Here is a 24,517-nt window from a genome sequence, read left to right as displayed (position 1 = left end):
ATAAAAAATTATATAAAAATTGCTGTTCGCAAATTTTATAGCATTTCATAATATATTGTTCGTTAAAAGATATTTTTTTGTGTTCTGTTTATTAAAAAAATTCAAATATGTTTAAATATGAATTCTTGCTCACCTTTAAAGTAATCTTCAGCCATATCATCATAACTAGTTTTTCTATGTACAACAAACTGCCATTTTATTGATTGTAATATAATGGCAGTTTAAATTAGATTTACTGATGATTCAATTTGTTTATTTTTTATTTCTTTTGATATTATATTATTTATTATTTGATATTATTTTGTGTTTTGTATTATACTGTTAGATACCAAATTATCCATCTTTATATTTATATAGTAATTATTTAAATCCAGATCTTTTTTAAATTGTAATACTCCTCTGGCATCCAATTTATATTTATATGAGCGTAATTCCCCTGTGGATGGCCCAATTACCGGTTCTAAAGTATAATAAGTAACAGTAACATCCTTGCCTGGATAATTTGATACTGCGATCAATGAATTTTTATCTTCAGGATTTTCATAAAGCTTAATAAAAGATTCAGTTTTTGCAGCACCAATTCCACTTTTTAAAATACCTGCAATCCTTGCTTCAAGCTTATATGTCCCATATTCAAGAGGCTCCTGAACCTTGAATTTTAACATACCGCTATTATCGGTATATCCAACCATCTTTTCCAAACCGTAGTACACTATATTGGGAAAAGGTCCAACTCCTATTGGGTAAGCATAGTCAAAATAATACCTTATATATACAGGCTGATTAGGAATATTTGACGATACCACGAGCTCGTTGGTATTCTGCTGGCTATAAGTGATATTAAATTGAGGGGGAAGTGGTGTACTGGTAGGTGTAGCTGTCGGCGTATTTATTGGTGTACTCGTTGGTGTACTTGTTGGTGTAATTGCTGGTGTATTGGTTGCTGTAGGGGCCTGCGAGGCACTGGCCACAGTCACAGTGGCAAGCTTTTCTCCTTTTACTTTAATAGAGTAATCATAAACAATAAATTCATAACTGTGACCTGGAGCCACATCAAACCAGAATAATCCCAACTGCCCTAATTCACGTCTTTCTGCAACATTTTCCGAAAGCCCGTCTCTTTTTACATTCACTTGAACCGGCACATTAAAATCATATGATACAACAATAGTATCCGCATCCTCAAATTTATACGAAATGCTTGCTGATGGTTTAACTGCGGTATTTGCTGGAGTTGGTGTATTTGTTGGGATATTGGCTGGTGTATTAGTTGGTGTACTTGTTGGTGTGTTTGTTGCTGTACTTATAGGAGTACCAGTACTTGACTGAGCAGGAGTATTTGATTGCATGATATCGTATGTGATATTTACCTTTGGATAATCTGACGAAGTACGGTTGAAGTTTTTTGCCATGATAATTACATCAGACATATTTACCGAACCGTCCCCATTAAAATCAACATTTGCATTGTAACTATTAAAGCTTCTCGCAATCTGAATAACATCATTCATGTTGATCACATTGTCATGAGATCCATTTATAGTAACATCCCCAGCCCACATGTAGACAGGCACTGCCATGCTTCCTATTTTAACATTACTTGTAAGGCTAATATCCACTATGTACATAGTAAGATAACTGTCTTTTGTAATCTCCAGCTTATACCCCTTTGATTGCGGAGGTAAATTTTTAATTTCAAAATAACCATATTCGTCTGTAAAAGCCTCAATTTCAGTACCAATAACTTTTATCTTAAATCCTGACTTTATGCTCTTACTTGTGCATACGAAATCCGGGCTTAAATACCCTGATATTGAGTAATTACCATTTGAAGTTGGTGCTGGTGTATTTGTTGGTGCTGGTGTATTTGTTGGCGTTGGTGTATTTGTTGATGTTGGTGTTGGTGTTACATATATAACTTCATATAGATAAGACCTTTGATTTTTAACATTTGCACAGATTATTTGACTATTATCATTTATATCATAAGCATAAGTAAAATAGTCCAAATTCTCTTTTAAACTTTTCATAACTCCGTTTTCCCATAAAAATGCTTCTTGCAAATATGAATCATAACCTACAACCTGACCCTTATCATTTATGCCTAAAGCACATGAGACTTCATCAATGTTTTCGCTAATAGTACCCAAGTCTTTCATAGAACCATCCTGCCACAAAAATGCATGGTTTCTACCGTTAGGAATAACGGAATACCCTATTATCTGTCCTTTTTCATTGATGTCATAAGCAATTGATATCTCATTACTGTTATACGGAGCTGTATTTTGTGGTTTTCCTAATATCCCCAGATCCTTGCTTTTCCCATTCTCCCATAAATAAGCATGAATTGCATGCGTTCCTTCAAGATAGGAATACCCTACTATCTGTCCTTTGTTATTTATAGCAATAGCATCTGATTCAGTAAGTATATTTTCACCTAAATCTTTCATTATTCCATTTTCCCATAAAAATGCATGCTTTGCACTGCTGTCTTTATTAAATGAATTCCCTACTATTTGCCCCTTGTCATTTATGTCATTTGCATAGGAATTTGATCCTCCTAAAGTTCCAAGGTCTATCATTTTTCCGTTTTCATACAAAAATGCGTGTGAGACATTATCGCCCTTTAAATCAGAGTATCCTACTATCTGACCATTATTATTTATTCCAGTTGCAACTGAACGTGACCCACCTAGAGTTCCAAGATCTTTCATAACTCCGTTTTCCCACAAAAATGCACGATAGGTCTTATCATCTTCTAAAAATGAGTACCCGACAATCTGTCCCTTATCATTTATCTTATTTGCATGTGTTTCACTTCCCCCTAGTGTTCCAAGATCTTTTAGTACAGGCAACGCAATTGTTCCAGCTGTTGGTTTTGGTGTATTTGTAGGTGTTGGTTTTGGTGTGTTTGTTGGTGTATTAGTTGGTGTATTTGTTGGTGTATTTGTTGGTGTATTTGTTGGTGTATTTGTTGGTGTTGGCTTTGGTGTGTTTGTCGCAGTTGGTACAGGTGTAGATGGTGCAACTCCAAGTATACCAACTTGATCCATCAATCGTCCCTTTACCCCATCATTGTAATCATATATGGAAGCAGTATAATATTCGCCTGGTGTAAGATTAATAACTTCAGAATATTCACCTGCAGGCTTTTGCGCAAAACACTTAAACTCATATCCTGTTTTATCTGCAACCCAAACCTGTGTTGGTATGTTAGAATTCCAGGATATTATATTTTTACCTATACCACCTGTAAAACTTACTGAAGTAGTAATAGATGCTTTTTTTTCAGTACTATATACATTAACTGATGCAAGCTTTTCTCCTTTTACAGAATCGGTGTAATCGTAAACATTAACTGTACTTACGTTACCTGGCAATATCAATGCTTCTTGAGTATACTGACCTGCAGGCTTTTCTGCAAGCAAAGTATCCTTTCCATTGGAAGATACCCATACTTGTGTTGCTACATTGGATTTCCAGGTTATGATTGACTTATCAAGATCGAGAAGATTATCATAATAAATCTGATTTGGTGATGCAGAAATTGATGCCTCTCTTTTTACTTTAGAGGTATAATTCATTGATCCAATCATAGGATTATGGTCATATCCATCAACTGCATATACTTCAACCAAATGTTGTCCTTGAGAAAAATCCAACCAATTGATAGGGCATGAAAAACCATGATATCCATTTCCTTTGCCGCTAGTTGCAAGATCTTTTCTCAAAATTTGTGCTTTAACACCCTTATAAAACTTTTTATCAATGTAGATATGGGCATCAATAGGTTCATTGGGTTTATATGCCTGCCAGCACCATCCCTCAATTGCAGTATCTCCAACACTTTCCATATAACCCTCAGCTTGATTTAAAAGTATATATGCCACGTTGCCAACAAAAGTATAATTTCCTGCTTTATCCTCTGCATATACATGAGTATAATAAATTCCAGTCTCATTCTTGTGATCGGCCTTATTAACATTAACACACCATAAATTTTTAGTAGCATTGTACGTACCAGGCGACTTTATCAAATCATCCTGTCCATCTTTATCTGTCCAAGTATAAAATTCAACCTTATTTATACCTGAGATATCATTTACATTGTTTGCATAAATTGCAAAGTCATTCCCTGTATAAGGGATCCCAGGTGTCATTGTTGTCACCGAATCAGCTTTAGATGCTGAGGTATCTTTTTTTATTGTAGTATATGTTACAGTGGCATTTCCCGCTGCACCTCCATATGAACCTGCACCATAAATATCAATTATTGTGTCATTTCTGGTTGAAACAACGTTCCAACCAGAAGGTATGGTTTTAAATTCATAAAAATCCTTGTTGTTTTTTAAATAAGTTATTATTTCCAGCGTAGCTCCTTCCGGCTCATTATCAATAGTTTTGTAGTTATACGTTCCACTGCTGCCATAAGCAGAATTACCACTAATGGTATATCCTGTAACTACCCTTGTTTCTGCATAAACTGTTAATGGTCCTGAAATACATCCTGCCGTTAATAAAACTGTGATTACTAAAAAAAATGCAATAACTCTTTTCATCATTTTGTAATTCCTCCCCTTTTAATTAATATTTGTGCATACTAATCCTGATCTTTAAAATAATGTTTCATGCAATCAGGAATATCATAAGAATAAATAACTGGTAAAAATACCTTATTACACGAAACATAGTATCACTATTTTCAAGTAAGAAAAATGTGAAAATTCCTCCGAATTTTTAGCCGAACCATTTTCCACATATAGGCATTTCATCTCACATTTATTTCATTATGATTATAAAGTAATTTTTCGTGTGATAGTTTTGTATAATGGTTTTATAAAAATTGTATTTTTTCAGTACAATTTTATAATCATTAAGGCATGTTGAAAATATAACTTCCCGTATAATTTCGCTTTCGTGTTAACTTAACTCGTGAACACACGCTCAAAACGGTAAGTAATATTTCAATCATGCCTAAACTCATTAAATAAACTCTTGCCTTTTTCTACCTGATGGCATTATCATATACATGTAATGGTAAGGTATAATACTAGGTCGGAGGATTTTATGAAGTTTCAATATATATACATATTTATAGGTTTGGGGTCTTTAATAATAAATATTATCCTTTTGATCTTGTACTTTAAATTAAATTTTTCAGGCAAACCCAGAAAATCTGAAAAAAAACTTGATGAAGATTCAGTTTTTGAGGTAAACAAGCATAGTACACTGGATCCATTTGAGAATACCGCTGTAGTGTATGAATTCGAAAATACAAATTCTGTTGAAAACAAAATTATGAAATGATTTTGTCAACAAGACATCACAAAATATTCTTGATATCTGGAGCATAATGCGAATATTATGGAAAATATGATCGGTAAAATTGTAAAGAATAAATATAAGATAGAGCGAGTATTAGGCCAAGGTGCTACAAGCGTAGTTTACCTCTGCAGAAATATTGAGCTTGGCAACCTTTGGGCACTGAAACATATGGCAAAAACCTCAAATCATGAGCTTTTATCAGAAAAACGTATATTGGAAAAATTAAATCATATTTGTCTTCCCAAACTTGCTGATGTTTTTGAGGATGATACTGGAAAATACATTGTTGTTAGTTACATCGAAGGTATTCCATTAAACAGGATTATGGAAACCCAAGGTCTTATTTCTGAAAAAACAGTAATATCCTGGGCTAAGCAAATCTGTGAAGTCTTGATATATTTGCATACCCTTCCTACACCAATTATATACAGGGACTTGAAACCCCATAACATAATTATTACCAGAGACAACAGGCCGGTTCTCATCGACTTTGGAATCTCCAGGGAATATAAGGGTACTGACAGGAAAGATACCGTAAGAGCAGGTACTCCATTGTATGCTGCACCCGAGCAATTGACCAACGGCACTTCCGATGCCCGCTCCGATATATACGGTCTTGGAGTAACATTACACCAGCTTCTGGCCGGATGCTTTCCTGAATCGGGTATTGACCACCTATCTCAAACAAACAATAAAATATCAAAAAATATGAACTATATCATACGAAAATGCATCGAATATAGCTCTGAAGACAGATACCAAAGTGTTAATGAATTATTGTCCGATCTAAACAATATAAATAAGGGTATATTGGATAAAAAATTAAGAAGAATTAACCGTACAATAATCGCTTCCAGCATTATTATGACCATTGTTTCCTTTTCATCCATATATTATGGAGTAACTGATTTAAAGCGGGAAAACTCAGCATTTCTGCTGCTCACTCCGCAAATAATGTCTATTTCTCTAAATCAAACAGGTTCCTACAAGTTGGAAAAAAAATACTCTGATGGTGACAAGGTTGATATAAAAGCATCAGATATAGAATGGAAATACCTAAATCCCGATATTGCAACTATAAGATATGGTAAAATACTTCCCCTCAAAGAAGGTAAGGCCGAATTTGCCGGAGCTTATAACGAAAAGCCCATAAAGCTGACTGTACTGGTTAACAAATACTTGGATGGTTTTAATGAAATAGATGTCAATCTGAAATACTTAAAGAATATCAATGTCTTTCCATTTGCAGGAACTGGCCAGCATGATGATTTAAACGGTAATGCAACTGACGGGCCTTTAAAAACCGCAATACTAGCCGAACCAACAAGTTTATCATTTGGCAAGAGTGGTGAGCTGTATGTTGCTGACCTTAACAAGCTCAGATTCATAAAAGACGGTTTTGTAAAAACACTTGAAGTTGGTAAGGAAATTGATCTGGTAAAAACAACTTCCAGCGGAAACATTTATTTTTCAGTAAAACCATACGAGAATGAAAACCAGCAAATGGTTTCGGAAATATATGTTTTAAAGTACAACAAACCGTTCTTGATCTTTAAGGATACCGAATCACATTTTAATATATCGGATTTTGCTTTTGACAGCTCTGAGAATATGTATGTTCTTCAACCTGTAAGCACATCAGACAAGATATTAACTAAAATTTCCTTTGTTGATAGAATAAATTTAATAAAAAAGTCGGAAAGGTATGAAGAAGTTGTGGAGAGTATTACTGTGGATAAATATGATAACCTTTACGTTTCAAGCTTTGACGACGGCGTTATATACAAATGGAATAAACTGCTTAAAACCTTTGAAATTTTCGCTGGCAAAAAAGGTGATAGGCATTATATAGATGGAGCCAACAGCAGATTTTTTTCTCCAAGGAAAATTGTTATTCACGAAAATTTTATGTATGTTATTGATGGTATTATTTTAAGGAGGGTTGTAATGAATAATGGTAACCTGGTTGATGTTGAGACAATTGCCGGCTCAGTAGAAATGAGCAATAAATATTTATCCTCCACATCAGGCTATAATGTATTTTTTTCCAAACCGAGAGATTTGGCAACAGATGTAAATGGTAATATTTTCATCTCCGATAGTAATAATTATTGCATATGGAAAATTCAAAACCATATCAAATGAATATCTTCAATATAGTTATGTTTTGCAAATGCAGACGATATATAAAAAAATATTATTTCACAAATCGTGTTTAATGTTAACATTTTATGATATAATTATAATTTGTATTGAAATGTCATAGACTTTTCCACACATTAGGAGGCTGATTTCATATTGGAAAATAATTATGGATATAACATGATTGATTATAATCATATGCAACAACAGAATAATAACAGTAAAAGGACTGTTACTTTTGTAATGTCAATAGTTTTCTTTTCAATTGGATTTTTAATGTTTCTATGTGGAGAGTTTATTTACATCGCAGGCAACGCCATTCCTTTTGTACCGGAAGGTATAGCTCATACAGCAGCAAAACTCATTGGCTCAAGTATTATTTTTTTAATTCCACTTTTTATAATATTAAGGTCTAAATCTATCAATATACGAGCAAACGGATTGTTGGTTTTAAGCATCCTTTTCATTTTAGCCCAAGGTGCTATGGTTATAAATGAGTTTGGTTCTGTCTTACATTCCAGTTCCATAAATAAGTCTACCGACTATGCTTTAAAGCTCATATCCAACAGGCTTATAACGGATATCAAAATTGAAGATACCATCTACCCTGATAAGAAATATGGGAAAAACGGCGAAATATTAGCTGGCATTTCAATTAAATATAATGATTACCTTAATGAACGAAAGTCTTGGAATAAGGCCTTGGATGACTTTAATAAGCTTTGTGAGTCTTTCAATCAAAAATCTTACAGTGATAAAAAGCTTCTTTCAAAGGCAAAAAAAGACTTCACTTCATTTAAAGCTAAAACAGATAAATTAATTAATGTACATGAGGAATTTTTTACATATTTAGATACTGCATCTAAGCAAATAATTTTTTTACGCAATTATGAATCAGGCAATTTGGAAAAACTAAAAAAGTGTGCACAATCGGAAAGAGAATACACACAAACCCAAATAGATAATATAAACCAGGTTTGTGAGTTATCTTTGAGCTTTGTTGAGCTTTTTGAAAGACTTGATGGGCATTTTATTGTAAAAGGCAATAACGTACTTTTTTATGATCAAAAAGATGTAGAAACCTTTAATAAGATAGCTAATGAATTGGATACTTTAACTAAGGATCAGAAGACATGGAAAAGCGAATATACTAAAAAAAGAAAATCATTATATAATTATTTAAATAATATTACTGAAAACTGAAATCATGGTAAATAGAAGGAGATACAAGTGGAAAATTTAATTTTTAAAGATTTAAATCTTTCTGAAGAGGTACAGAAAGCTATAGCAGAAATGGGATTTGAGGAAGCAACCTCAATCCAATCCAAATCCATACCTCACATAATGGAAGGAAAAGATGTAATAGGGCAAGCCCAGACCGGTACCGGTAAAACCTGTGCCTTCGGCATACCTGCCATAGAAATGCTTGATTCCAACCTTGAAAGCATCCAGGTACTTGTTCTCTGCCCTACAAGAGAATTGGCAATACAATCGGCAGAGGAACTAAAAAACGTGTCAAAGTACAAGAATAAGGTTAAGATACTTCCTATATATGGAGGACAGCCTATAGAGCGTCAGATAATGGCCTTAAAAAAACGTCCCCAGATAATAATAGGAACTCCCGGACGTGTTATGGACCATATGAGAAGACATACCTTAAAGCTATCCAATTTAAAGATGGTTATTCTTGATGAGGCTGATGAAATGCTCAACATGGGCTTCAGAGAGGATATAGATGTTATTTTGGAAAAAGTTCCTGAAGAAAAACAAACGATTTTGTTTTCTGCCACTATGCCAAAGGAAATTTTAGAGCTTACTACAAAATATCAGAAAAATCCCATTCATATCAAGGTCGCACACAAGGAGCTTACTGTTCCCAGCATTGAGCAATATTATCTGGAAGTCAGTGAAGGGGCCAAACTAGAAGTACTTTCAAGACTTATAGATACAAACAGTATAAAGCTGTCCCTTGTGTTCTGCAATACTAAAAAAAGAGTTGATGAGCTTGCTATAAACCTGCAGTCCAGGGGCTATTCCGCTGAGGCTCTTCATGGTGATATGCGTCAGGAACAGCGAGATAAAGTAATGAACAGGTTCAGAAAAGGCAAGTTCGACATCTGTATCGCCACCGATGTTGCTGCCCGCGGTATTGATGTTGATGATGTGGATGCGGTTTTCAACTATGATATTCCAAATGATGAAGAGTACTATGTTCACAGAATAGGAAGAACAGGCCGTGCAGGCAGATCGGGAAAAGCCTTTACATTTGTTACAGGCCGAGAAATATATAAGCTTCGCGATATTCAAAGATATACCAAATCAACTATAACCCTTATGAAGCCTCCGACTTACTCGGATGTTGAAGAGAACAAGATGAACAGTATGGTTGAGTCAATTAAAAAAGCCATACTTGATGGTCAATACGATAAATATATAGGCTATGTTGAAAAAATAGTGAACACGTTAAACGACCAAAACACCGAGGAGAATTTTATCACATCCCATGATGTTGCAGCAGCACTATTAAAGCTCTATGCAGCACAAACAGGTAAGCAAATACTGCCTATCAAGGAAATTGATGAAGATTCTCCCTCATTAGATGGCGAAATGGTCAGACTTTTTATCAATATAGGAAGGATCAACAAAATTCAGCCAAGGAATATAGTCGAGGGCATAGCTTCCTCAACAAGTCTTCCCGGCAAGCTTATAGGAGCTATTGAAATATTCGACAACTACACTTTTGTTGAAGTACCTAGAGAATACGCCTCCGAGGTTCTTGAATCAATGAAGAACTATAAAATGAAGGGTAAGAAAATTAACATAGAAAAATCAAGGTCAAAAAAGAAGCCAAAAGCATATAAGCCGAAAAGCTAGTTTTTAAACTTTACCTAATTAAAGCTGCAATCTCTATACGGATTGTAGCTTTTTTCATATACAGCCCAGCATTAAAAAACAACATTTCACCACACTATAATTACAATTCACCACAAATAACAACTTTAGCTAATTTTTCGGGTATATCATAAAGTTAAGAAAATTTAATCAACCTAATTTACTAATTTATTTAAAAGGAGGAGAACTTTATGATTACTGAAAAACAAAATGCCATTCTTAGCAAAATGATTAGCATTGATCCCGAATTAAAGATAAGATGGGATGAGAAATTAGCTGCCCCGCTTCCATTAAGGGTTTACTTTCGGAGGCATATGAAATTAAGGGTGAAAATAGACTGATTGCAACTGCCAAGGAGTTTCTAAACGAGCACAAGAATCTTTTTAAAATGAAAAATCCTCTTAAGGATCTTACAGCATTAAAGGCAAATTCAGATATACATGGAAATACTGTAATTGCAATGCAGCAATGCTTTAATGGTGTTCCTGTACATGGAGGCACTATACGAGTACAATTCGATAAAAGCAGTACTATAACAAGAATTTCAAACAAATACCAGCCAGAGCTTGATATAGATACAGAGCCAAAAATAAATGCAGATAAGGCTGTAGAAATAGCCATAAATGATATGAAAAAAGGAAAATTGGATGAAACAGTTCCAGTCACCCTTAAAATCTTTGAATATGAAGAAAAGTGGTACCTTGCCTGGATATTAAGGATAGTCAATTATGAAAACAAAGAACTTACAATAAACAAATACTTCATAGATGCAATAAATGGTAACATAATATTAAAGCATAACGACCTTAAAGCGATGCCTGATTCAACAGGAAGCGGAACAGGTTATTACAGCGGTTCTGGAAATATCAGGACGTTTAAGGATGGCAATAACTACAAACTCATAGATAACTCCAGAGTTGCATCCGGTGGACCGTCAATACGGGTTTGTGATTGTGATGGATTATTTATTGACCCGACAAATTCAAATATAAGCCTTGATTCAGATAATAACTGGAAAAACTCAGCGTCAAGCCCTAGGAAACTACATCAAGGTCCTGAAGTTGATGCGTTAAGATTTCTGGGGCAGGTAGTGGATTATTTTAAAAACACCCATAATTGGAATAGTTTTGATAACCATGGATCACCTCTTTATGCAGGTGTACATTACGGAGATAACGAAAATAACGGGTATTGGATAGGAACAGGTATAGTTTTTGGTGATGGAGACGGATCATTGCTTGATTATACAAACACCCTTGATTTTGCAGCCCATGAATTCACTCATGGAGTAACGGATTATACTGCAAATTTGGATTATTTCAATCAAGCCGGAGGACTAAACGAATCATTTTCCGATATATTTGCTGTTATGGTTGACAGAGGTGACTTTTTAATATTTGAAGACTGTACAACCCCAACAATTGCCGGAGATGCCGGAAGAATAATGAATAACCCCAGCGATGTCAATGCTGTTTGGCGTCAGCCCAATCATTTTCTAAGCTCATTGGATTCTATGAATACAGGATATTTTAACGGTCAGGATCCCCATTATTCAAGCGGTTTTGTAAACTATGCCTGTTATTTGATGTGTAATGGCGGAACCCACCCTAATAGCGGTATTTCAGTAGTTGGAATAGGGCGAGAAAAGATCGAGAAGATATTTTTCCATGCATTAAGCATCGGTCTTCTTGGTAACAATAACGCAACATTTATAGAATGCAGGGAAGCTTGCCTAAATGCAGTCGATTTAATTTATAAAAACGATCCTGAATACTTAAGAATATTAGACACTGTTAAAAATGCCTTTACTGCAGTGGGAATCGGCCCTGACATATTTGTAAGAGATAGTCTTACAGATACAGGAATCATTCCATCTGTCGGTACTCTTTATCTTAGCCCTGATATAATAGTAAGAAACAATCTTGTGGAAAATCCTAAGGAGGAATTTGCAGATTTGAGTGATGATACATTATGTGAGAATGTGGAAATTGGACAAGATAATTATATTTATGTAAGGCTTCAGAACAGAGGATCGGTTTCCGGAAGTTCAGCCGTTAAGGTATATTGGACAGATCCCTCATCTTTTAACAATCCGTCTACGTGGAAAATTATAGGAGCTGCAGGTATATTTGATCTTGCTCCAGGCAAAACGTTTGTTACTGCTCCTATTAAATGGGAGGCTTCAAATCTTCCCCCGCTCGGGCATTTCTGCATTGTCGCAGAGCTTGATAGCACTGATGACCCGTCACCGGATAAATCCATAATCACTACAGGTGAGATGTATAATAAGTTTATTTCTCAAAGCAACAATTTTGCGTGGAGAAATGTAAATGTCGTTGACATTATTGAAGGAGGGGTAGTTGAGCTGGATTTTTATTTACAGGCACCTACTAATGCCGAGAAAGGCGATTTGAGGCTTGATATGACTGATATACCGAAAAACTCCAAGATAAAATTCAAAATATTAAAGAGGTTGACTGTTGGAGTAGAGTTTGAAGGTGTCAAGCTTGAAAAAAGCGAAAGCCGATACAACTATTATACTATTGATGCAAACAAGGTTAGTTATATTAGGAATATTCCTTTTAAGCCGTCTGATAAGAGCAATGTGAGGATTTATATCAAGTTTCCTGACAATACAAGCGGTAAATTACAGACATTTTGTTCACAATTGTTTGGAGGTAAGCAGTCTGCAAGCATAACCCATGTTATAAATTTATTAAACGGCGCATCCTTCGAATATATTGTAAATAGAAATAGCGGTGAAATACATAAAAAAGGCTGTGAGTGGGTTGATAAAATGGCAAAAGCGAACATGGTAGGGTATCATACACTCCAATATGCCCATATAAACGGCTATGACAATTGTGCATTTTGTTTAGGCGAGAGCAAAAGGTAAACCTTAACTCCAACAAAAGAAATTATGGTGCAGCATGCACTGTAATTTCTTTTGTATTATGCTGCAATAACTTTAAAAAAGTGTATTGTGCCTACCTTACCAGCTAAAAATATGAATTTAGTTATTAAACCAAGGGAGGTAATTGAGCACTGATATGAGGTGAGCTTACCCTTCATAGGGTATGCCGAATAAAAGCCAAAAAAATATTTTAATATGTATATATACTGATCATAAAGGAATTTTTATTAAAATATCGAATTATATATTTAGTTATTTCTTTTTTCCCCAATATCATTTTTTCTTGGATACTAATTCAAAATGAAATTTAATACCCAATTTAATTAATAGGGAGGATATAAGCTAATGAAAGACTCTTTTTTAATCAATCACACCTTAAGGGTAAATAAGGTGCTTTTTCTCTTCTCATGTATACTGTTTGTCAGCAACTTTGTCCGTCAGATTGATGCCATTACCGTCATTACAATAACAACCAGCTGCTTAAGCCTTATGACATCAGCTTATTTTCTTATTAAAAAGAAACATGAAAAATTAACAGCATATATATTGTGTTATTCGCTGCTATTAAGTATGTTCATGTCCTCATTCCAGACTATTGCCGGAATGGATAAACAAAACAGTCAATTCATTCAAAATATATGCCTATGGATTGTTGTCAGCTTTGCAACTCTGTATTTGAATAAAAAGTTCTTTCTAACATTTATTGTTGCTTTTGATGTTTTTATGGTATTAAGAAATTTAATGCATCCTATTGAAAATGTCCAAACCCATTATATCTTCTTTGGTATTATGAATTTCTGTATGATTATATTATTTTTTGTTTCAAAGTGGGGCAGTGAATTAATTAGTTCTATAGCAGAGAAAGAGAAAAAAGCAGTTACATTGCTGGAAAATATACAAAACACCATGGAGTCTGTAAAAGCAAATACATCATTATTAAATGTTGAAGTGGACAATTGTTTTACCAGCTTGAAATCAGTAAGTGAAGCTAGTAAAGGAGTAACTGTAACAGTAAATGAAGTAACCAAGGGTGTGTCGGGCCAAGCAGACAGCATCTGTCAGATTAATGATATGATCGGTAAAGCAGTTGACAAAGTAACAGGAACAACAGACATTTCAAATATGATGTCTAATATATCAAAGAGCACCCGAAATGTTGTATCTGAAGGAGCAGAAAAAATAACTGAGATGAGCAAACAAATGAGCATTATTAACAACTCCGTCAAAAGCTCCTTTGAAACAGTATCAGAACTTCAGAAAAGCATGGATGAAGTTAACGAATTTCTTGAGGGAATTACTCAAATTGCCGAGCAAACCAATATGTTGTCTTTAAACGCTGCTATAGAGGCTGCGAGAGCTGGCGAACAAGGAAGAGGATTTGCAGTAGTTGCTGATGAAGTACGTAAGCTAGCTGAAGAAAGTGCTAAAACAGTAAATATAATCAATAGTACAATAAATATGATTAAGAGCAAAACCCAGAATGTCCTGATAGAAGTTCAGAACGGAAAAGCGGCAACACAAGCTGGAGAAGAGATAGTACAAAAGGTTAACCTTAGTTTTAAAAATATTATAAATTCTTTCGAAGAGATAGATCGATATATTGAAAAAGAATTGGAAATGGTGGGAGGCATTAAAGAAATATTTGGGCATATAAACTTAGAGTCTGATAGTATAGCCAGCATATCCGAAGAACAATCTGCATCAACGCAAGAAATGCTTGCAACAGTGGAGGAACAGGATAATAGTATTGAAAACATTTTTAAAATGATAGAACAAATAAAAAAATCCAGTAATAGCCTGGAACTTGTTGTACAGAGTAAATCGGATGAATAGATTGTATGTATATATTTTGCAATATTTGCATGAAGCATTAAACTCATATTGCAAAATATATACTACTGTTTGTAAAGTTTTTATGTATAAGAGTAAGTTCAGCTATGTTTGTGATAATATTTGAAGATTTGATTGGTGTTTGTTCTTTAGAAGTTTTAAGCCCAATGAAACAGACTACAATGATTTTGCTATAATAACATTCGGAAACGATCTTAATTTGTCCTTACGAGATTGTAAAAACTGCATTTTGTTTCTACTCATTTTGCTTAACATTTCAGTATCTATGCTGTCATCCTTGTGAAGTTCATTGACATAAACAAGAAACTCGTTACACAGTTTAACCAATTCTAGTTCAATATCCATATTAACCTCTCTCCAATGAATTATAGTATTTAACATAACTTACATGACTATTTTATGGAATTGCCAATTTTTTGTCAATATTAATAATATATTTTTATTTAAAAATAAAACACTTTAAACCTAAAATAACCAGTTGTTAATGCCCTGCTCCTGGGACCAACCATCAACTGAAGACCAAGTCTAAAGTGCTTTACTAGTGGATAATTAATCTGATAACCTATTTTCCATAGTCTTTTGAGTGTAAATCATAATTAAAATGTCTAATTCCTGACTAACCCTTAAAATATCTTCTGTACTTCCTGACTCCATTACTTCATGAAGCTTGCTTCTTAAATCTTCTAATTGTTCAACCATAGTCACCCCCAGAATAAATTAAATATTAAAATTATATAAAGGAATGTTATTATAATAGGCGGCATTTACATTTAATACCATTCCTTTTCATCAAGTATTATAAGTAGATTAACACTTTACCCTTCCATTAAATGCAGTGCATTTAGTACATACATATTTTAAAATAACATTTTATACATGTCAATACAATTATTATATTAATATACTTTTTATTCCATATTTTATTCGGTTAGCTATAAATATGTTGTTTTTTTACATACATTATAAGCAAAATGTAAAAATAGTAGTAGTTGTATAATTAAAACTTATCAAATGGAATATCTAGAACCGGAAATTTTTTTGCATTTGAATCATCAAAGTGCCACCACTCGCTCCTTATTCTTTTAAAACCACATTTAACCATAATTCTGCCCAGCAGCTCCCTGTTATTAATTTGTTCCTTAGAGCAGTCCTTGTAGTCAAGCCTTGCTCTTTTTGTAAATTCATCATAATTTGATGGCATGGGTAACTCTTTTCCTGATTTGTCTACCAAAGTCAAATCAACAGCTGCACCTCTGTTGTGATTGGAACCCTTTTTTGGATCGGCAACAAATGATTTGTCTAAGGCTGCATCCCACAATATCTTCTGTGCTGAATGTGGCCTATATGCATCAAAAATTTTTATAGTATAACCTAGTTTTTTAAACTCGTTATTTGCCTTTATTAGCTTTGAGGCAGTATTTTTATTAATGATACATTTGGCTGATGGGTAAATTACCTTCTTGGTAAAGTTATCTTTAGTAGCATATTTAATATCAATTACGAATGTATTGTCCAGCTTCAATAACTCTACAAGCCCCTTGACTTCCTTAACCTTTCCCTTGGCACCAGGTGTCGGAGTTTGTGGTATGGTTATCGGTGTCTTTGACACGCGTGAATTGTTTATTTTTATATTGGTTGTTGGTATATATGTATTAGTTGTTAGTGTATTGGTTGTTGTTTTATTAGCTGCAGATATGATTATTGTTGGTGTGCTTATTGTATCAAGCATTGATATACTAGGCTTTGTTGTAATAGGTATAGTTTGGCTGGAACTGATCTCTTCTGTATGCAATGTATAGCTAAATAGTATAAAAAATATTATAAAAATGGATAAAAATAAACAAAAACGCTTTTTTATCATAGTATTCACCTGTATTCACCTTTGTGGTAATTGATTTATATTTTTAGTTATGATATTATGAATTGCTGATAAAGCAAAAGTTTGTGCCAAGTAGTGTTAACTTCATAAAATACTAGGAAGTTTACCTGCTGCAAAGAACAAAATCATGAAATGATTTTGTCAATTTTGATGTTGTCGTGGAAAATTGCGGCGTATAATGCACCATGATTTCCCAGGCATTAAATATTATATTTCGCTTAAACTCTCAAACGCCTTGCGTTTGAGGCTTTAAGATAAATTTAGTGCTTCTTTAACGCTATCCTGCAAATAGGATCTTGAGGACATAGTCCCCAAGGTCCTATTTGTTTATATCTGCTCTTCATAATCGGAAGTTATGTTTTAATCATTCCTTAATCTATATATATATTAACCCGGCATTACTGCCTGTAATGCATCTTCCGCCATCCTGAGTAACAATAAATGTGTTTTCTATACCAACCATACCAACATTTTGAATCCCCTTCTTCGGTTCAAGTGCAAAGACCATATTTTCTCTTATAGGCTCGTTGAAGCCTTCTGCAATAACAGGAAGCTCATCTATCTGCAGACCTATTCCATGTCCTAAAAATTTAACCCTTCTTTGTCCATAGCCCATAAAGTTATCAAGAAATTCCGAGTTTAATTTGCCCATTACAGTTTTATAAATAGTTGCAGGCACTTCTCCCGGCTTTAACATACCGGCAATGTCATTTTGTATCTTCACACACTTTTCATGTTCTGCAATGACTTCATCAGAAAGCTTTTTTCCAAACATATAAGTCATCGTCTTATCGGTATGATAGCCTTCAGTACCACACCCGATATCAATAAACACAAGATCTCCATTTTTAAGTTTTCTCTCCCTACTCCCCAAAAGCGGTGTAGCAGGTCCCAAACCCATGTGTCCGCCAGGACCATTAAAATATGTAGGATATAATGAGCTTTCCCCAAAGCAAATATGTCCTAAACCAATATCTGTATCAAACATGCTAAAACGTGATATTCCATGGTGCCCTTCCTCAATCATGATAGAATATAGCTGTACTGCCAGGTCTGCTTCACTCATGCCCTCCTTTAAAAGCTGCGGAACCCTGTCCTCAAGGACCCTTCTATGTATTCGTCCTGCTTCTTCCATTAATGCTAGCTCATATTGACTTTTTACCGATCTCACAGCCATAACCTGCAAATCAAGGGATTTAAACTCCTTAAATGGGAAGTACTTTTGAAACCTTTGATAGTATGCTAATGGAAGAATTTCTGTTTCGATATATACAGTATCAGGCAATTTTTCGTATGCCCGAACAGCATCTCTGAAACTTTCCATCTGTCTCAATTCCGTGAATGCCGACTCCATCTTTGCCCGCTCAAAACTTCTTCTTATCCAGTATATTGCATCACCATCCCTTGATATTACAAGCATTCCTTCCTGCATAGTTCCTGTAAAGTAATATTGATTTATCTTGCTGAATATAATTGCTATTTCCCATTCCGGCTTATCTTTGTCCATTCTTTCTCTAAATTGTTTCATCCTTATATCAAGTTCTGTTTTTGGCACCTGTGTTTCCATAGCTATTCTCCTGTGTTATAATAATTTCTATTTATAATATATCATTAATATACGATATTATATTTATATATTAATTTATTTTCAAAATATATGGAATATATTAAAAGTAATAATTGCAACATTATTTACACCTTCTAATATATATGCAAAACCTTTTTTAACATATATAGCAATTTTTAACTAAAGAGGACTTTTAATTATGAAAAAAATTTTGTTTTTAATACTTCCAATTTACATTATAATAGGTCTTTTAGCTGAGACCCAAATATCTGCTGATAATTCACCCCAGCAAGCCGTAGTGTGGCAGGGATCTAATGTACATGTTACATTCAAGTACAACCCAAAAGTTGACATGCACCTTGTTTTTGGTCCAAGTGGAGTCAATAATTCCTTTGATCTAAACTCTATTTACATAACAAACAATCCCTATAAAATTAATCCATGGATCACCCGCAAATCAAAGCTTTTTTTGAAATCAAATACAGACTGGCTAGGTCCATATATGGTAAAATGCCTTTCTAAAGGGGATGGAAGCCTACCTGTTTTCACAGGAGGCTGGCATGGAAGCAAATTAACCGGCACAGGCGTAGCCACTTCAAAAATGATTGGACTCTCTGTAAAGGTTAATGGCCAAGCTATTTCAAAAGGCAAACCATACTATGGAAACGTAGAAGTTAATATAGAAAATATGGTACAAGGATATAACACTATAAATTCCGGTGTTTGTGTTTTAAAGGAAGCGGTAAAATTCAGCTTCACACCAAAAAAAGTTGGAATAGTTGTTAATACAACCGCATTGGAAGATGTTTTACTAGAAAAATACTACGGATTACAGGTTCAAGCCTCTTCCTGGCGAGGTCAAATCCGTTACAGCAACGGCAAAGCAGGTACTTATGGCAAGTCCTCGGACTCAGGCCCTGCAAAAAAATCAATTGCTGACTCCTTTACAATCTCCTCACCTAATGGAGCATATAAGCTTAAGGCCAAGATCGACAGAGATTATGGCCTTGGCAAGTTTGAATACCTTTCTCCTGAACTTCCATCAGTCTTTGCTGAGTCTTATGGCAAAGTGTATTTTAATCTTATCAATGGAAATTCTATGAAAGTTCTAAAAGGAAAGTCCCTCGGATGGAAGGGAAGTTATGAGTTTTTATAATCTCAAGCCGGTAGTCTTATTTAAGGTTTTTAATTAACTTTATACTTGAACTTCCATTCATTGAAATAAAAGTTCCTGCTGCCGCTTTCAATTTCACCCCTTTGGAAATCAACTGTATCAGACCTTAAATACTTTTTTCCTGGTTTCAGTTCAAGGAAATGACCTTTATTAGCTACCATCCTAAAGTAATCCATATTACCAAAATAAAAATCTCTTATTTCCCTGCTTTTTTTGCTATCCAATGCATCCGATACAGATGTAAAATATACTCCCATATAGGTATCAACCGGAATCCACCCGTATGGTTCGATATAAATTTCAGCCCAATCATGTATAAACTGACGGCTTTTATAAGTTGTTAATCCCGACTGCCAGCGAGCCGGTATTCCTTCACTGCGGCATAGACTTATAAATAAAAGAGCTTGCTGGCCGCAGTCGCCATAGCCATGTTCCAAAGTATACTCGCTTATATTTCTTATTGTGGAATACTCCACAGCATAGCTGTATTTTATATTGTCACAGATCCAATTATAAATTTTGTTTGCCTTTTTATATGGATTTGTTTCACTTCCTACAATCTTCTTAGCGAGGCTTTTTATTCTTTCGCCAAATGAAATATGGGGCTCATCTGCGGTATATTTTTTATAAAGCTCACTGCTCTCATCATATTTACCTACCTTTATCGGATCCACCTTCCTGTAATGGCTATAGGAAGTATAACTGTACACAATTTCAAATGGTAATGGTTTGGTGCTGTTTGTTGTTATCTCAAAATAAGCAGATCTTATTGAGCTTTTTTCATTATCAATTGATTTTACAGCATATGAGGATGATATTAATTTTATATTGTCCTGATGGTCGGATTTGATAGGGTAAGGAATCCAGCATGAAAGCTTTGTACCTTTATTGACAACACCATCATTTAAGGCTAAGCTGTGGCTTATCTGTGTTTTTCGGGGAAGTCTCACAATACCGTCACTTGATGCCTTTCCGTTTTTTATTGCACTGACGGCAGCATATACCTCGTTAGCAAAATTGATGTTCCTGTTATAATCAATTCTTCTTGCATTAAGCTCGGGATACCTGAAAAAGAGGTTACTTTTACTTGAATTCATAAACATTTTCCTGCCGTTTATGGTCTTGAAGTCAAATCTACCTTCCTTCTGCCATTTTATAAATTCATTTTTACCAAATCCTCTAATGCTTCTTGAAAGCTCAGTAAAAAGACTATTCTCATCAAGTTTGTAATCTAAAGGTACTCTTCTAATTCTCTCAATTTCATCACTTAAAAGCTTCATTTCCATCTCACTTATACTTGACTTATAATTTTTTAGATAGTCCATAATCAGCTTATTAGCAGCATCTATCTCCCCAGTCTTCTGCTTGCCTTCCACTTTTACCAGAAGCTCACTTACCGACATCAGCTGCTTAAAAGAGGGTGGTGATAATAAAGACACATATTTTTCGTCCTTACCGGGTGTAAAATGCATTTCCTGCTGATTCTGTATCTTGGTATTTTGCAATGATGCTGCAAGCATAACAATAAATATAAATGCAATTGCTACTATAAGCTTTTTTGCCAATTTCTCCCGACTCCTTTATAAAGGTTTTAAATAAATGCCCTAAAAATAACTTAATAGCATATATACAAAATTAATCAGTTTATATATATATTTACTATTAAATAATTTTATTTATTTTAATATATACAATTGTTGTGATAAAATTAATAGACAAACATAAAAGAATAGTTGCTTATTATATAATTATAAATTATTGCGATATAAAAAGCACCATTAATTTTTTCCGAAAGGAACTTTTAATATGTCAAAATATCTAAATCTGTTTTTTAGCAAGTTAAGTAATAATGAATCTGAAACAAATTCTTTGGATAAGCTTATTCCAGCTATATCCAAGGACTTATGCACTGTTAATTTCGTGTTTGAAGACACTTTACATAATGATAATCCTTTTTCTCTTGAAATTGAATTTAAATATACAGAGGAGTTTACCGACCTCTTGCTTTCATCCGGCTTAATTTTAAAACTGTCATATGAGCATATATATAAAAAATTAAATGATAAAAAGGCATCTTTGCAGGAAACAAATTATAAAAAGCAAAAAGAAAGTGATGATGTAATAAGCTCCCTGGTCAGTATATTCAAAGGACATGAAACCTCATTAGACTACGAATCTTTAGAAGTAATTACTCAATTGGATGAAGCCATGCACTTTTTAGGTCGAATACAAAACAAGGATTTTTTGATTAAGTACAAGAAAGCCATAGAGATTGCCCTTAATTGCAGAGTTTTTGAAAGTACTGAGCTTGCATTGAATTTGGATATTGATTTTGATGAATCCTCAGATGATGATTCTGATCTTGCTTTTAATATTATGAATTGTGTATTGAATTCAAGTAATGATATATGTAAGAGCTATTCATCATCAAAGGAGAGATCCTGTTTCAGTGAATACTGTAAAGTGTTTATAAATGACTTATGCCGTTATTTGATAAAATACAAGTATAATTCCTTAGATAAGTCAAGGCAGGATATATTTAAGGATTATTACACCAACTCACCTGCTTATTCATTTCCCATACCTTCATCCGAAGAAGCCGAGTATATGTTCAAAAGCAGCATAGAGAGTGATTACAGAATAGAACATTTTATAAGTACTGACAGCGAAAGTAAGCATTACTGTTTTAAGATCAGCTTTGTTAATGACTATATTATTGAAAGGCTTAATTTGAGTTTTCTTGAAAAAAGGCTTGAGGAAAAACTACAATATCTTATTCCGGTATTTTACTTTACAATCAATACCAGCTTACAGTGGGACGAAGGATGCTATAGGAGCGGGCCATACAAAATAAATAGCCATTATGGTGCAAAATTATTATCAGAATACATCGAAGATATTCTAAACAGCTATATGGAAAAACAAAAGCAAATTATTAAAGATTATATATACGAAAAAGTAAAAAAGGAGTTTAATTGAAAAGTATTTTTTGAAATGCCCTTATTGAGAATTTTGGATTTTTGTAATATAATATTAATATTACTTTTCAATTTTAGTAATATATTAATCATTCCTTACTTCACTTTTTATCAAAGATAGTTTTTGTTTTTCATAATACTTTATGCAAAACATATCATTTTATTTGCTTTTTTGGACTTGATAGTGTAAATTATTTATATAGCAATAAATTATTTAAATAAATTTAATAGAATTAATTAATATTATTTAAATAGTTTATCCATAAATATTATTCTGTAAAGTCTTCTAGGGTATCTGAAGCTTTAACCTTAAAAGTGTATATTAATAGTAGTATGATCTATAATTGCATTTGAAATGGTTTTTTGGTTAAAATATTAAAAAATTACGGAGGATGAGAATTATGAGTATTAATCTTCAAAAAGGACAAAGAATTGATTTAACAAAAGGAACATCTATTTCAAAACTGATGGTAGGATTAGGATGGGATCCTATAAAGCCAGGACTTTTAAGAGGCCTTTTTAACAATGTTAATTTTGACTGTGATGCATCTGTATTGATGTTAGATGCTAATAACAGAATTACCCGCAAGGAACACATCATATACTTCGGAAACCTTAAAAGCCCTTGCCAAAGCGTTGTTCATACAGGTGACAACCTGACAGGAGAAGGTGATGGAGACGACGAGCAGATACTTGTAGATTTGTCGAGAGTTCCATCAGATGTTCACAAGCTGGTTTTTGTAGTAAATATCTATGACTGTGCAAATAGAAAGCAGGACTTCGGCATGGTTAATAACGCTTTTATAAGAATTGTCAATCCACAAGGCAATCAGGAAATGTTGAAGTATAACCTCACTGAAAACTATGCTGGCAAAACTGCTTTGATGGTTGGTGAAATTTACAGGTACAACGCTGACTGGAAATTTGCTGCAATTGGTGAAGGCACTAATGATCTTGGGCTTAAAGACATCGTAATGAGATATCAATAAACTACAATGGAGAGTAACTATGGATAATAAAACGAAAATTTACAAAAGTGCAGAAAAGTTTTTAAAAGAGTATAATTCAGATCCTCATAAAGGCTTAACGGATGATGCTGTAATTAATAACAGAAACAAGTATGGAAAAAATGAAATTACACCTTTGGAAAAAGACCCATTATGGAAACAATTTCTTGAAAAGTTCAAAGACCCTACTATCATTATTCTTTGTATATGTGCTGCAATTTCTGTGTTATTAGGGTTTTACGAAGGTCATGTTCCCTGGGAAGGCATCGGTATATTTATCGCTGTAGCCATTGCTACCGGAGTTGGCTTCCTGAGCGAATACAAAGCTGACCAAGCCTTTGAGACTCTAAAGAAGGACAATGAAAACATACAGGTAAAAGTCATAAGAAATGGTACATTAAATGTTATATCAACCCATGAGCTGGTTGTAGGAGATATTTTAGAGGTTGAAAGCGGTGACAAAGTACCTGCTGATGCTACTCTTATAAACAGTGTAGACCTACTTATAGATGAATCTCTTATGACAGGAGAATCTCTTGCAGTAAACAAATCAGAAGAAGACGAAAAGATCATAGGCGGTACCGTAGTTGTATCAGGACAAGGAAAGGCCATTGTTACAGCCGTAGGTGAAAAAATGCAGATGGGTGAAATATTAAGGTCGCTCTCCAGAAAAGAAGAGGATCAAACTCCCTTCAGATCAAGCTGGCAGATCTTGCAGGCCTCATCAGCAAAGTCGGTACATCTGCTGCAGTGCTGATTTTCTTCTCCCTTTTCGCATCGTCACTTTT

The 24,517-nt window shown here is 34.0% G+C and carries 17 protein-coding genes; 11 read left to right on the top strand and 6 right to left on the bottom strand.

Translation table 11 applies throughout. From position 1 onward, the window contains the following. Window positions 1-296 precede the first annotated feature (296 nt). Window positions 297-4,562 carry an HAF repeat-containing protein gene (locus Bccel_RS27695; protein WP_050753954.1) on the bottom strand — a complete coding sequence of 1,422 codons (4,266 nt, stop codon included), beginning with the start codon at window positions 4,560-4,562 and terminating at the stop codon, window positions 297-299. 505 nt (window positions 4,563-5,067) lie between these two features. Here Bccel_RS27695 and Bccel_RS27690 point away from each other — a divergent pair. The 7 genes from Bccel_RS27690 (at window position 5,068) to Bccel_RS27665 (ending at window position 15,106) form a co-directional block, all read left to right on the top strand. Then, a complete protein-coding gene (locus Bccel_RS27690; protein WP_036940124.1) occupies window positions 5,068-5,307 on the top strand; it encodes a hypothetical protein in 240 nt (79 codons plus the stop codon). Window positions 5,308-5,364: 57 nt separating this feature from the next. Further along, entirely contained in the window at window positions 5,365-7,470 is a 2,106-nt protein-coding gene (locus Bccel_RS27685; RefSeq protein WP_050753953.1) for a serine/threonine-protein kinase, read from the top strand. Between the two features lie 153 nt (window positions 7,471-7,623). Beyond that, window positions 7,624-8,670, top strand: coding sequence for a hypothetical protein (locus Bccel_RS27680; protein ID WP_036940122.1), 1,047 nt, complete (start codon window positions 7,624-7,626; stop codon window positions 8,668-8,670). A 27-nt stretch (window positions 8,671-8,697) separates the two neighbouring features. Continuing rightward, window positions 8,698-10,341 (top strand): DEAD/DEAH box helicase, encoded by a 1,644-nt coding sequence (locus Bccel_RS27675; protein WP_036940121.1) that lies wholly within the window; start codon window positions 8,698-8,700, stop codon window positions 10,339-10,341. 209 nt (window positions 10,342-10,550) lie between these two features. Further along, window positions 10,551-10,700, top strand: coding sequence for a hypothetical protein (locus Bccel_RS30555; protein WP_160317766.1), 150 nt, complete (start codon window positions 10,551-10,553; stop codon window positions 10,698-10,700). A 47-nt stretch (window positions 10,701-10,747) separates the two neighbouring features. Further along, window positions 10,748-13,255 carry a M4 family metallopeptidase gene (locus Bccel_RS27670; RefSeq protein WP_050753952.1) on the top strand — a complete coding sequence of 836 codons (2,508 nt, stop codon included), beginning with the start codon at window positions 10,748-10,750 and terminating at the stop codon, window positions 13,253-13,255. Between the two features lie 363 nt (window positions 13,256-13,618). After that, window positions 13,619-15,106: a methyl-accepting chemotaxis protein gene (locus Bccel_RS27665; protein ID WP_036940117.1), complete on the top strand. Its 1,488-nt coding sequence runs from the start codon at window positions 13,619-13,621 to the stop codon at window positions 15,104-15,106. A gap of 174 nt (window positions 15,107-15,280) precedes the next feature. Here Bccel_RS27665 and Bccel_RS27660 read toward each other — a convergent pair whose 3' ends face one another. The 4 genes from Bccel_RS27660 to Bccel_RS27650 all read right to left on the bottom strand — a co-directional run bounded on the left by Bccel_RS27660 (window position 15,281) and on the right by Bccel_RS27650 (window position 18,570). Then, window positions 15,281-15,469, bottom strand: coding sequence for a hypothetical protein (locus Bccel_RS27660; protein WP_036940114.1), 189 nt, complete (start codon window positions 15,467-15,469; stop codon window positions 15,281-15,283). Between the two features lie 204 nt (window positions 15,470-15,673). Continuing rightward, window positions 15,674-15,823, bottom strand: a complete 150-nt coding sequence (locus Bccel_RS29370) for a Spo0E family sporulation regulatory protein-aspartic acid phosphatase (protein ID WP_081926861.1) — start codon at window positions 15,821-15,823, stop codon at window positions 15,674-15,676. 298 nt (window positions 15,824-16,121) lie between these two features. After that, on the bottom strand, window positions 16,122-16,985 hold the full coding sequence (gene ddpX, locus Bccel_RS27655; RefSeq protein ID WP_050753951.1) for a D-alanyl-D-alanine dipeptidase: 864 nt from the start codon (window positions 16,983-16,985) through the stop codon (window positions 16,122-16,124). Between the two features lie 394 nt (window positions 16,986-17,379). After that, window positions 17,380-18,570 carry a M24 family metallopeptidase gene (locus Bccel_RS27650; protein ID WP_036940111.1) on the bottom strand — a complete coding sequence of 397 codons (1,191 nt, stop codon included), beginning with the start codon at window positions 18,568-18,570 and terminating at the stop codon, window positions 17,380-17,382. Between the two features lie 199 nt (window positions 18,571-18,769). On the opposite strand from Bccel_RS27650, the gene Bccel_RS27645 reads away from it, so the two are divergent. After that, window positions 18,770-19,726 carry a hypothetical protein gene (locus Bccel_RS27645; protein ID WP_036940109.1) on the top strand — a complete coding sequence of 319 codons (957 nt, stop codon included), beginning with the start codon at window positions 18,770-18,772 and terminating at the stop codon, window positions 19,724-19,726. Window positions 19,727-19,755: 29 nt separating this feature from the next. Here Bccel_RS27645 and Bccel_RS27640 read toward each other — a convergent pair whose 3' ends face one another. After that, window positions 19,756-21,309, bottom strand: a complete 1,554-nt coding sequence (locus Bccel_RS27640) for a transglutaminase-like domain-containing protein (protein WP_036940106.1) — start codon at window positions 21,307-21,309, stop codon at window positions 19,756-19,758. A gap of 241 nt (window positions 21,310-21,550) precedes the next feature. Between Bccel_RS27640 and Bccel_RS27635 the strand changes: the two genes are divergently transcribed. The 3 genes from Bccel_RS27635 (at window position 21,551) to Bccel_RS27625 (ending at window position 24,486) form a co-directional block, all read left to right on the top strand. After that, complete coding sequence (locus Bccel_RS27635; protein ID WP_036940103.1) at window positions 21,551-22,723, top strand: hypothetical protein; 1,173 nt, start codon at window positions 21,551-21,553, stop codon at window positions 22,721-22,723. A gap of 400 nt (window positions 22,724-23,123) precedes the next feature. Continuing rightward, entirely contained in the window at window positions 23,124-23,711 is a 588-nt protein-coding gene (locus Bccel_RS27630) for a TerD family protein (protein ID WP_036940100.1), read from the top strand. A 19-nt stretch (window positions 23,712-23,730) separates the two neighbouring features. Then, entirely contained in the window at window positions 23,731-24,486 is a 756-nt protein-coding gene (locus Bccel_RS27625; RefSeq protein ID WP_050753950.1) for an HAD-IC family P-type ATPase, read from the top strand. Window positions 24,487-24,517 lie beyond the last annotated feature (31 nt).

This window comes from Pseudobacteroides cellulosolvens ATCC 35603 = DSM 2933, from assembly GCF_001262605.1.
Taxonomy (GTDB): domain Bacteria; phylum Bacillota; class Clostridia; order Acetivibrionales; family DSM-2933; genus Pseudobacteroides; species Pseudobacteroides cellulosolvens.
This window is presented reverse-complemented; position numbering and strand designations above follow the sequence as displayed.

Coding starts and splice junctions, on each gene's coding strand:
- Bccel_RS27645 (WP_036940109.1), top strand. CDS start 18,770: ATGAAAAAAATTTTGTTTTTAATACTTCCAATTTACATTATAATAGGT.
- Bccel_RS27650 (WP_036940111.1), bottom strand. CDS start 18,570: ATGGAAACACAGGTGCCAAAAACAGAACTTGATATAAGGATGAAACAA.
- Bccel_RS30555 (WP_160317766.1), top strand. CDS start 10,551: ATGATTACTGAAAAACAAAATGCCATTCTTAGCAAAATGATTAGCATT.
- Bccel_RS27625 (WP_050753950.1), top strand. CDS start 23,731: ATGGATAATAAAACGAAAATTTACAAAAGTGCAGAAAAGTTTTTAAAA.
- Bccel_RS27630 (WP_036940100.1), top strand. CDS start 23,124: ATGAGTATTAATCTTCAAAAAGGACAAAGAATTGATTTAACAAAAGGA.
- ddpX (WP_050753951.1), bottom strand. CDS start 16,985: ATGATAAAAAAGCGTTTTTGTTTATTTTTATCCATTTTTATAATATTT.
- Bccel_RS27665 (WP_036940117.1), top strand. CDS start 13,619: ATGAAAGACTCTTTTTTAATCAATCACACCTTAAGGGTAAATAAGGTG.
- Bccel_RS27690 (WP_036940124.1), top strand. CDS start 5,068: ATGAAGTTTCAATATATATACATATTTATAGGTTTGGGGTCTTTAATA.
- Bccel_RS27685 (WP_050753953.1), top strand. CDS start 5,365: ATGGAAAATATGATCGGTAAAATTGTAAAGAATAAATATAAGATAGAG.
- Bccel_RS27635 (WP_036940103.1), top strand. CDS start 21,551: ATGTCAAAATATCTAAATCTGTTTTTTAGCAAGTTAAGTAATAATGAA.
- Bccel_RS29370 (WP_081926861.1), bottom strand. CDS start 15,823: ATGGTTGAACAATTAGAAGATTTAAGAAGCAAGCTTCATGAAGTAATG.
- Bccel_RS27695 (WP_050753954.1), bottom strand. CDS start 4,562: ATGATGAAAAGAGTTATTGCATTTTTTTTAGTAATCACAGTTTTATTA.
- Bccel_RS27670 (WP_050753952.1), top strand. CDS start 10,748: ATGAAAAATCCTCTTAAGGATCTTACAGCATTAAAGGCAAATTCAGAT.
- Bccel_RS27660 (WP_036940114.1), bottom strand. CDS start 15,469: ATGGATATTGAACTAGAATTGGTTAAACTGTGTAACGAGTTTCTTGTT.